This window comes from Streptomyces sp. MK37H (assembly GCF_018035285.1).
Taxonomy (GTDB): domain Bacteria; phylum Actinomycetota; class Actinomycetes; order Streptomycetales; family Streptomycetaceae; genus Streptomyces; species Streptomyces endocoffeicus.
The window spans coordinates 18,119-27,512 of the sequence record NZ_JAAAYH010000075.1 but is presented as its reverse complement, the minus strand read 5'-3'; the positions used below and the strand labels follow the sequence as shown (position 1 = coordinate 27,512).

Annotated in this window: 11 protein-coding genes; 6 read left to right on the top strand and 5 right to left on the bottom strand. The window is 69.8% G+C overall.

Features of this window, described 5'->3' with window-relative positions; translation table 11 throughout:
* The 4 genes from GWI24_RS13845 to GWI24_RS13830 all read left to right on the top strand — a co-directional run.
* The coding region (locus tag GWI24_RS13845) for an MFS transporter (protein ID WP_247616309.1) at nt 1–1,329 on the top strand (1,329 nt) is incomplete at its 5' end.
* Between the two features lie 82 nt (nt 1,330–1,411).
* The gene (locus GWI24_RS13840; protein WP_210946249.1) at nt 1,412–2,155 is read left to right on the top strand and encodes an SDR family oxidoreductase; all 744 of its coding nucleotides are present in this window, start codon (nt 1,412–1,414) and stop codon (nt 2,153–2,155) included.
* The gene (locus GWI24_RS13835) at nt 2,156–3,355 is read left to right on the top strand and encodes an aspartate transaminase (protein WP_210946248.1); all 1,200 of its coding nucleotides are present in this window, start codon (nt 2,156–2,158) and stop codon (nt 3,353–3,355) included.
* Between the two features lie 17 nt (nt 3,356–3,372).
* Complete coding sequence (locus tag GWI24_RS13830) at nt 3,373–4,047, top strand: 4-carboxy-4-hydroxy-2-oxoadipate aldolase/oxaloacetate decarboxylase (protein ID WP_210946247.1); 675 nt, start codon at nt 3,373–3,375, stop codon at nt 4,045–4,047.
* 22 nt (nt 4,048–4,069) lie between these two features.
* Here GWI24_RS13830 and GWI24_RS13825 read toward each other — a convergent pair whose 3' ends face one another.
* Both GWI24_RS13825 and GWI24_RS13820 read right to left on the bottom strand, forming a co-directional pair.
* Nucleotides 4,070–4,357: a YiaA/YiaB family inner membrane protein gene (locus tag GWI24_RS13825; protein WP_137976210.1), complete on the bottom strand. Its 288-nt coding sequence runs from the start codon at nt 4,355–4,357 to the stop codon at nt 4,070–4,072.
* A 77-nt stretch (nt 4,358–4,434) separates the two neighbouring features.
* Nucleotides 4,435–5,025, bottom strand: coding sequence for a TetR/AcrR family transcriptional regulator (locus GWI24_RS13820; RefSeq protein ID WP_210946246.1), 591 nt, complete (start codon nt 5,023–5,025; stop codon nt 4,435–4,437).
* A gap of 167 nt (nt 5,026–5,192) precedes the next feature.
* Between GWI24_RS13820 and GWI24_RS13815 the strand changes: the two genes are divergently transcribed.
* Nucleotides 5,193–6,212, top strand: a complete 1,020-nt coding sequence (locus tag GWI24_RS13815; protein ID WP_210946245.1) for an aldo/keto reductase — start codon at nt 5,193–5,195, stop codon at nt 6,210–6,212.
* Here the strand turns inward: GWI24_RS13815 and GWI24_RS13810 are convergent.
* The 3 genes from GWI24_RS13810 to GWI24_RS13800 are packed head-to-tail and all read right to left on the bottom strand — an operon-like array spanning nt 6,195 to nt 7,912.
* Entirely contained in the window at nt 6,195–6,878 is a 684-nt protein-coding gene (locus GWI24_RS13810; protein ID WP_210946244.1) for a hypothetical protein, read from the bottom strand. The genes GWI24_RS13815 and GWI24_RS13810 overlap by 18 nt on opposite strands.
* Complete coding sequence (locus GWI24_RS13805) at nt 6,875–7,615, bottom strand: MerR family transcriptional regulator (protein WP_210946243.1); 741 nt, start codon at nt 7,613–7,615, stop codon at nt 6,875–6,877. The genes GWI24_RS13810 and GWI24_RS13805 overlap by 4 nt, the downstream gene beginning before the upstream one ends.
* Before the next feature lie 33 nt (nt 7,616–7,648).
* A complete protein-coding gene (locus GWI24_RS13800) occupies nt 7,649–7,912 on the bottom strand; it encodes a hypothetical protein (protein WP_210946242.1) in 264 nt (87 codons plus the stop codon).
* A 444-nt stretch (nt 7,913–8,356) separates the two neighbouring features.
* Between GWI24_RS13800 and GWI24_RS13795 the strand changes: the two genes are divergently transcribed.
* On the top strand, nt 8,357–9,367 hold the full coding sequence (locus tag GWI24_RS13795) for a methyltransferase (protein WP_210946241.1): 1,011 nt from the start codon (nt 8,357–8,359) through the stop codon (nt 9,365–9,367).
* Nucleotides 9,368–9,394: the final 27 nt, after the last annotated feature.

Below are 9,394 nucleotides of genomic sequence, written 5' to 3'. Positions count from 1 at the left end.
AAAAGAGACATTATGACCGCCGTCGCCGCTCAGCCGGCCTCCCATGTCGTCGATCCCAGAACCGCGAGGAAGGTGACGCTCGCCGGGTGCGTCGGCATCTTCGCCGAGCTCTACGACAACGGCATCTTCGGCTTCATGGCCGGCACCTTGGGCGCCGTCTTCTTCCCGGACGCCACCAACGCGGTACAGGTGCAGCTCGTCTTCCTCGGATACGCCGTCTCATTCTTCTTCCGCCCCCTCGGCGGCATCATCTGCGGCCACCTCGGTGACCGCATGGGCCGGCAGCGGATGCTCGTCTTCGTCATCATGCTGATCAGCGTGGCGACGGCGGCGATCGGCCTCCTGCCGACGTACGCGAGCATCGGTGTGGCGGCGCCCGCGCTGCTGATCCTGCTGCGGGTGCTCCAGGGCTTCTCCGTCGGTGGCGAGGCATCGGGCGCGATGACCTTCCTCGCGGAGCACGCTCCCGAGGGCAAACGCGGTCTGTACACCAGCTACGCGCAGATCGCCTCGTTCCTCTCCCTGCTGACCGGCACGCTGATCGCGGCGGGCATGACCAGCGCCCTCGGGGCGGACGCCATGGAGTCCTACGGCTGGCGCATTCCGTTCCTGCTGGCCATTCCGCTGGGCATCGCCGGGCTCTACATCCGCAAGCGGATCAGCGACACGCCGAACTTCACCCGGCTGAGGGAGGAGGGCGGGCTGTCCAGGAACCCGCTCAAGGAGGCGTTCGCCTCCGCCGAGCACCGCCGCGCGATGCTGCTCGCCCTGTTCATCCCGCTCATGAACGGATCCGGCTACTACGTGCTGTTCAGCTATATGCCGACGTTCATGAGCGGTGAGCTGCACTTCGGCAAGGTGCAGAGTCTGCTGGTCACCGCGGCCAGCCTGGTGACCATATCCCTCGCCATCCCGTTCATGGGCGCGCTCTCCGACCGGATCGGGCGGAAGAAGGTGCTCATGGCCGCCGCCATCGCCATGGCCATCGCCGGTGTGCCCTGTTACCTGCTCATCGGCACGGGCAATGTGGCGCTGGCCGTCATCGGCGCATGCGTCATGGCCGCCATCTTCGCGGGCCACACCGGCGTCATCCACATCCTGCTCGTCGAGCTCTTCCCCACCCGGGTGCGCTATTCCGCCTACGGCCTGGGCTACAACATCTCCTCGGCCCTCTTCGGGGGCACCGCGCCCCTGCTGATGGCCTTCCTCATCAGCCGTACCGGCAACGTCACCATGCCCGCCTTCTACGCGGTCATCACCGCCCTCGGCACGCTCATCGCCGTCTCCCGGGTGTCGGACAGGGCCCATCTGCCGCTGCGCGACGCGTAACGCCGGGCCGCTCCACGACCCGGACCACCCGCAGGCCGCTCCCTCACCCGAACCAACCCCATCTCCCAGGAGTGAAGCTCACATGCCCTTTTCCGACTACAAGACCGCACTGGTGACCGGCGCCTCCACCGGTATCGGAGCGGTGGTCGTCGAACGGCTGGCGAAGCAGGGCCTCGAGGTCCACGCGCTCGCCCGCGACGCCGGGCGGCTGGACGACCTCGCCCGGCGGACCGGCTGCGTTCCCCACGCCGTCGACATCACGGACACCTCCGCGCTCACCAGGGAACTGCACGGCGTCGACGTCGACCTGCTCGTCAACAACGCCGGGGTATCGCGCTCCGGGAACATCCTCACCGCCGACGAGTTCGCCGTCGACGAGCAGATAGCGGTCAACGTCCAAGCCGTTCTGCACCTGGTACGGCTGGTCATGCCCGGGATGGTCGCACGCGACCTCGGACACATCGTGAACATCAGCTCCATCGCCGCCGTGTACAACTTCGGCGGAAACACCATCTACCACGCCACCAAATCGGCCGTGCACACCCTCTCCCGCCAGCTCCGGGTCGACGCGTACGGCCGCCGCATCCGGGTCACCGAGATCTGCCCCGGGCGGGTGGAAACGGAGATCTTCGGCCGGCTGCTGGGCGACATGGAGGAGGCGCGGCGGCAGTACTACGACGGCTACGAGTCGCTGAAGCCGGAGGACATCGCCGACGCCATCGAGTACGCCGTCGGATCACCGCGCCACGTGAACATCGGCCATGTGGAGATCCTGCCCACCTTCCAGGTGCCCGGTGGCCTCAACTTCGAGCGCAGGACGGACTGAATGAGCACGGCGCAGCGCGTGAGCCGCATCAAGCCCTCACCGAGCACGGCGGCCGCCCAGCGGGTCCGCGAGCTGAAGGCCCGGGGCGTGGAGATCCTCGATCTCACGGTGGGCGAGCCCGACTTCGACACCCCCGCCCATGTGAAGGACGCCGCGATCGAGGCGATGCGGCAGGGCGCCACCAAATACACCCCCGTCAACGGCACCCCGCAGCTGCGGGCCGCCATCGCGGACCGGCTCCGGCTGCGCCACGGACTGGACTGTCCCGGAGACCGGATCGTGGTCGGCGGTGGTGGCAAGCAGGTCATCTTCCTCGCCCTGATGGCCACCCTGGACGCGGGCGACGAGGTCGTCATCCCCGCCCCCTACTGGGTGTCCTACCCGGACATGGTGCTCGCCAACGACGGCACACCGGTCATCGTGGACTGCCCGGAGGCGGATGGATTCAAGCTGACCCCGGAGCGGCTCGCCCCGGCCCTCACCGACCGCACCCGCTGGGTCGTCCTCAACTCCCCGGGCAACCCGACGGGCGCCGCCTACACCGCCGGGGAACTGCGCGCGCTCGCCGAGGTACTGCTCGACCACCCCCACGTCCAGGTGCTCACCGACGAGATCTACGACGAGATCTGGTACGAGCCGGGCCGCGTCCCCAGCATGGCGGGCGTCGAACCGCGCCTGGCCGACCGGGTCTTCCTCACCAACGGCGTCTCCAAGACCTACGCGATGACCGGCTGGCGGATCGGATACGGCGCGGGCAACGCCGAACTCGTCGGCGCCATCAACACCCTGCAGTCCCAGATCTCCTCGTGTCCCTCGTCCATCAGCCAGGCCGCCGCCACCGCCGCGCTCACCGGTGACCAGAGCTTCGTCCGCGACTGCGTGTCCGTCTACCGCGGGCGCCGCGACGACGTGGTCAAACGGATCAATGACACCCCCGGTCTCTCCTGCACCCCGCCCAGCGGTGGCTTCTACGCCTTCGTCAACTGCGCCGGAGTCATCGGCAGGCGCACCCCGTCCGGCGACAAGATCCGCACCGACGAGGACTTCGCCGCCCATCTGCTGGAGTCACGGCGGGTGGCGGTGATCCACGGCGCCGCGTACGGCGCACCGGGGTACTTCCGCGTCTCCTTCGCGACCTCCCACGACATCCTCACCGCGGCGTGCGAGGGCATCGCCCGCGCCTGTGCGGACCTTTCCTGAACACCTCAAGGAGTCACATGCTGCGCGTCACCACCCGGTTCGACCGGCCCGACCCCGCCCTCGTCGACCAGTTGGGCGGGTACTCCGCCGCCACCGTCCACGAGGCCCAGGGCCGCCTCGGGGCCCTGGACTCCACCATCAAGCCGATCGATCCCACCATGTCGGTATGCGGCCCCGCCTTCACCGTGCGCTGCGCGCCCCGGGACAACATCATGCTCCAGGTGGCCATCGCCCATGCCCGCCCCGGCGATGTCATCGTGGTCTCCGCGGGCCAGTACGCCGAGGCGGGCTCCTTCGGCGATGTGCTGGCCAACGCGTGTGTGGCCAAGGGGCTCGGCGGTCTCGTCACCGACACCGGTGTCCGCGACACGCAGGAGCTGCGGAAGCTGGGTTTCCCGGTGTTCTCGTACGGCGTCAGCATGAAGGGCACGGTCAAGGAGACCGTAGGCCCGATGGCCGAACCCGTCCTGATCGGCGGCGAGATCGTCCGCCCGGGAGATGTGGTGCGCGCGGACGCCGACGGGGTCGTGGTAGTGCGCCGCGAGGATCTGAAGGACGTCATAGCCAAGTCCCAGGCCCGCGTCGACGCGGAAGACGCGTATATCGCCGCCTACCGCGCGGGGAAGAGCGTGATCGAGGTCAGCCGGCTGGCGGCGGTGCTCGAGGCCAAGGGGCTCGTCATCGACGAGTAGCGCCGGGCGGCGCGCGGCAGGTCTACAGCTTCTCGAAGGGATCGTGGTTCGCGAGCAGCTTCTCCACCCGCGCCTGATCGACCCGGCTGACGATCTGCCCGGCCTCCTGCCGGTCCCGGATCACCTTGGCCAGGGTGAAGGCGGAGGTCACCAGGTAGAGCACGGAGATGGCGAGGAAGCCGCGCACCCAGGCGTCGGCGCTCAGCTGGAAGATTCCGATGGCGGTGGCGGCCATGGCGACGGCGAAGGAGGCGATCGCCTGACCGTAGAACGCGGCCGTGCTCTGCTGCTTGACCGGTGTCTCACTCATGCGGACAAGAATGGGCGGATGCGGTCGGCTCCGCATCCGTCCGGATACTCAGGTACGTACTCAGAAATCGGGCGCCGTCAGTGCGGTTGGCGCAGTCCCGCGATGAGGAGTGCGACCAGTCGGCGTGCGTCATAGCTGGGATCGTGCTCGGCGCCGATGCAGAGGTTCCCGACGCCGCGCATGAGCTCGAGCGCCTTCAGGTCGGACCGGATCTCCCCGGCGTCGGCCGCCGCGTCGAGCAGTTGGGTGCACACGGGGAGGAGGCGGTCGATGAAGTACGAGTGCAGCGTGTCGAAGCCCGCGTTGTCGGACCGCAGCACGGCGGCGAGGCCGTGCTTGGTGACCAGGAAGTCGACAAAGAGATTGATCCACTGCCCCAGCGCGGCATGCGGCGTCGCGCTGCTCGCCAGCAGGGCCGGGCCGGCCTCGGCGCAGGCCTCGACCTGGTGCCGGTAGACGGCGATGATCAGGTCCGCCCGCGTCGGGAAGTGGCGGTAGATCGTGCCCACTCCGACGCCGGCCTTGGCCGCGATGTCGCGCACCGGGGCTTCCACGCCCGAGGCGATGAAGACCGAGGCGGCCGCGTCGAGCAGGGTCTCCTGATTGCGCCGGGCGTCCGCCCGCTTGGACCGGGCCGAGGGTCCCGCGCCCCTGTCGCCGTCGCTCACCGCGCCGCTCCCTCCACTGCCGGGCTTGTCAAACGGAACGACGTTCCGTATCTTTACCGGAGCCAGGTTCCGTTTGTCCATGATGCCAGAGCAGGGGCCCGGCCACCAAACCACGCATTGCCGCCGCGCAATGCCACCACGCTTCCCCGCAGTGGAGGAACACGCTCATGCAGTACCGCACCTTGGGCCGCACCGGTGTGCAGGTCAGCTCCCTCGCACTCGGCGCGATGAACTTCGGCAGGATCGGGCGCACCACCCAGGACGAGGCCACCGCCCTCGTCGATGCCGCTCTCGAGGCCGGGATCAACCTCATCGACACCGCCGACATGTACAGCGCCGGCGAGTCGGAGGAGATGGTCGGCGAGGCCATCGCCGGCCGTCGCGACGACATCGTGCTGGCCACCAAGGCAGGCATGCCCATGGGCGACGAGCCCAATCACCGGGGCAGCTCACGCCGCTGGCTGGTCACCGAGCTGGACAACAGCCTGCGCCGTCTCGGCGTCGACCACGTCGATCTCTACCAGATCCACCGATGGGACCCGGCCACCAGCGACGAGGAGACGCTGTCGGCGCTCACCGACCTGCAGCGCGCGGGGAAGATCCGCCACTTCGGCTCCTCGACCTTCCCCGCCTACCGCGTCGTCCAGGCCCAGTGGGCCGCCCGCGAGCACCGCCTGAGCCGCTATGTCACCGAACAGCCCAGCTACTCGATCCTGCAGCGCGGAATCGAGCGCGACGTACTGCCCGTCACCGAGGAGTACGGGCTGGGCGTGCTGGTGTGGAGCCCGCTGGCCTCGGGCTGGCTGTCGGGCGCCATCCGCGAGGGCCGGTCCATCACCACCAACCGCTCGGCGTTGATGCCGGAGCGCTTCGATGTCACCATCCCCTCCAACCGGGCCAGGCTCGACGCCGTCGAGCAACTGGCCAAGGTCGCCGACGAGGCCGGTCTGACCATGATCCAGCTCGCGCTCGGGTTCGTGACCGCGCATCCCGCCGTGACCAGCGCGCTCATCGGCCCCCGCACACTGGACCATCTGCACACGCAGCTCGCCGCCGCCGACACCCTGCTCTCCGCCGATGTGCTCGACGCGATCGACGCGATCGTCGCCCCCGGCACCGACCTCGCCGCTCACGAGAAGCACGACACTCCGCCCGCGCTGCTCGACCCGTCACTGCGGCGCCGCTGACGGGTCCGGCGCCGCCTCCGTCCGGGCCCGTGTGAGCGCGGCGACCGCTTCCCGTGGATCGTCCGCGTGGAACCGGAGCGTACGGGCGACGCCCCGGCGCCCGAGGGGCCGTACGAATGTCACCGGCTCCGTCAGCTCCACCGTCACCGTGGTCTGGCTGCCCACCGCGAGGTCGAGCACCCCGTCCGGGCCCAGCCGCACCAGCCGTCCGTCCGGATAGCGCCGGTCGACCCGGGCGGCGGCGATGGTGGCGGCCGGAACCCGCAGGTCGAACAGTGCGCCGTACCGGATGCGCAGGGACCCGTCGGATCCCACGACATGCGGCCGGACCACACAGGCCGCGTGCAGGGCGAGGATCAGCACCACCCCGTACACATCGATGACGAGCAGGATCGCGTGCACCACCGGCCAGGGGATCACCAGAGCCAGTGCCACCGTCTCGATGACCGACACGAAGATCATCCCGTACATCATGGCCGTCTGGGGCCCGGTGTAGGCGACGGCCAGCGCCCCCTCGGGGACCTGGTGGCGGCGGCGCAGCACCCACAGCCCGAGGCTGTGCAGGGCCCGGGCCTCGTGCATGAGGAGCCGGCGTGCGACCAGCGGGATCAGCGTCTCCGCCACGCCTTTCGCCCACACCGCCGCCCGCGCGATCGGCCGGGTCATGACGCCCTCCTGCCCCGTCGGACGGTCAACTGCCCCATCACCCGGCGCACCACCTCGGCCTGGGCGGGCGAGTAGTCGTCGAGCAGCGCCTGCTCGAAGCCGGTCGCCGTCGGGCCGCTGTCCGGGATGGCCGCCAGTACCTCGTCCGGCACGGCGGCGGTCAGCTCCTCGGCCAGCGGCTCGATCCGGGGATCGTCCGCCGCGGCCCGCTCCAGTTCGTCCAGTCGCTCGTACAGCGGGAGCACGGCGGGGTCCTCGGCCAGCGGCCGCAGCGCCGCGTACACCGCGTCCCCGCCGATCATCCCCTCCAGCAGCATCAGGTGCTCGCGGTCCTTGGCGGCGGTCGGCGAGGAGGTGGCGGGCGCCACCTTCAGGAGTTCGACGAGCGCGGGGGAGAGTGGCGCATCCGGTGTGAGCGGGCCGTCCAGCAGCGCCGCCAGCACCTTGCGGCGCTGCTGGATCTCGTGTTCCTGACGGGCGAGATCGGCGTCCAGCTCGCCCAGCACCTCGGCCAGCTCACGCCCGGCGTCGTCCGCGAGGACGTCCCGCACCTCGTCCAGGGCGAGCCCGAGCTCGGTCAGCCGCCGGATCCGGGCCAGCAGAACGGCGTCCCGGAGGGTGTAGACCCGGTATCCGTTGGCGCGCCGCCGGGGCTCGGGCAGCAGACCGATGTGGTGGTAGTGCCGCACGGCCCGGGATGTGACTCCGGCGAGCGCGGCGATTTCTCCGATGCGCATGTGGCCAGTAGAAACCCTGCCGCTGCGACAAGGTCAAGCGCGTCCGGCCGGCGGCCCCTCGACGGCGCCGAGATCGGGGCGGCCGTGGTAGAGCGGGGCGCCGCGGTAGTCACGGCCACCGTTGTCCGGGATGACGGTGCCGTTGCCGATCAGCGGGGTGTCGCGCACCGTGGAGTTCCGCACCTGGATGTCGTGGAGCACGGTCGCGGCGGACGGCGGTGCGGTGATGCCGGGGACGGTCGTGGAGACATCGCCGCTGATGCAGTTGACCCCACAGTTGGCCCTTCCAGGAGCCACCGGCCTTCAGCAGGATCCGGTCCCCGGCCCGGAAGGTGGTCCGGCCGACGCGGTCGAGGCTGCGCCAGGCGCTGGCGGCGCTGGTGCCCGGGGCCCCGTCGTCCCCGGAGCGGGAGTCGACGTAGTAGGTGGTGCCCTTGGCCGCCGGGACGGTCCGCGTGGTCTGTGCGGTATGTGCGGCGGCGGGGTGCGCGACCAGCGTGGCCGCGCCGAGGGCGGCGGCCGCGAGAAGGCCGAGCGGCCGCCGGCCGTGTCTGACGGATCGTCGTCCAGATGTCATTCGTCGAATAGAAAGCGCTGTCAACGGGCTGTCAAGAGTCCGTCGCACCCGTCGCGGCCGTCCGGCGGCGACCCGTGCAGGGAGCAACGGGACGGTAGCGTAAGGAGGTCCGAATACGGTCAGGTGCGGCGCGAGCGCATATCCGGGAACAGTGAGGGAACCTTATGCGGCACGAGATCAGCCCCGAGCCCATTCTTGAGGTCGGGCTCGGCTTCATGGCGTCGAAGGCGCTCCTCACGGCGGTGGAACTGGATCTCTTCTCCCGGCTCGCAGAGGGTCCCCGCACCGGCGGTGACCTGGCCGAGGCGCTCGGACTGCACCCACGCGGCGCCGCCGACTTCCTCGACGCGCTGGTGGCACTCGGATTCCTGGAGCGTTCCGAGGGCGTGTACCGCAACAGCCCGTCCGCCGACACCTTTCTCGACCGTAAGAAGGCCACCTATGCGGGCGGCATCCTGGAAATGGCCAACAGCCGGCTGTATTCCTTCTGGGGGGCGCTCACCGAGGCGCTGCGAACCGGGAAACCGCAGAACGAGCACAAGGACGGCGGCGACGTGTTCGACGCCATCTACCACGACCAGGAGGGCCTCGAGCGATTCCTGCACGGAATGACCGGGCTCAGCATGGGCAAGGCGATGGTGATAGCCGAGCGGTTCCCCTGGGCGGACTACCGGACGGTGCTGGACGTCGGGGGAGCGGTGGGCTGCGTCCCGGTGGCGGTGGCCCAGCGCCATCCCCATATGAGCGGCGGTGTCTTCGAGCTGCCCCGGGTGCGGCCCGTGTTCGAGAAGTACGTGGCGTCCTTCGGCCTGGAGGAACGGCTCACCTTCCATGGCGGCGACTTCTTCACCGATGACCTGCCCGGCGCCGATGTGATCGTGCTGGGCCAGATCCTGCACGGCTGGGGCCTGGAGGAGAAGCGGCTGCTGCTGAAGAAGGCGTACGACGCGCTGCCCGACGGGGGAGCGGTCCTCGTCTACGACGCCATCATCGACGACGACCGCAAGGAGAACACCTTCGGTCTGCTGGCCAGCCTGAACATGCTCATCGAGACCCGGTCCGGCTTCGAGTACACCGCCGCCGACGGCCGCGCCTGGCTGGCGGAGACCGGGTTCAGCGGCAGCCGGATCGAACCGCTGACGGATGGCTACTCCATGCTGGTGGGCATCAAATAGCGGTCACCTGGCCGTTCGGCCCCGGCG

Coding starts and splice junctions, on each gene's coding strand:
- GWI24_RS13840 (WP_210946249.1), top strand. CDS start 1,412: ATGCCCTTTTCCGACTACAAGACCGCACTGGTGACCGGCGCCTCCACC.
- GWI24_RS13835 (WP_210946248.1), top strand. CDS start 2,156: ATGAGCACGGCGCAGCGCGTGAGCCGCATCAAGCCCTCACCGAGCACG.
- GWI24_RS13830 (WP_210946247.1), top strand. CDS start 3,373: ATGCTGCGCGTCACCACCCGGTTCGACCGGCCCGACCCCGCCCTCGTC.
- GWI24_RS13825 (WP_137976210.1), bottom strand. CDS start 4,357: ATGAGTGAGACACCGGTCAAGCAGCAGAGCACGGCCGCGTTCTACGGT.
- GWI24_RS13815 (WP_210946245.1), top strand. CDS start 5,193: ATGCAGTACCGCACCTTGGGCCGCACCGGTGTGCAGGTCAGCTCCCTC.
- GWI24_RS13810 (WP_210946244.1), bottom strand. CDS start 6,878: ATGACCCGGCCGATCGCGCGGGCGGCGGTGTGGGCGAAAGGCGTGGCG.
- GWI24_RS13805 (WP_210946243.1), bottom strand. CDS start 7,615: ATGCGCATCGGAGAAATCGCCGCGCTCGCCGGAGTCACATCCCGGGCC.
- GWI24_RS13795 (WP_210946241.1), top strand. CDS start 8,357: ATGCGGCACGAGATCAGCCCCGAGCCCATTCTTGAGGTCGGGCTCGGC.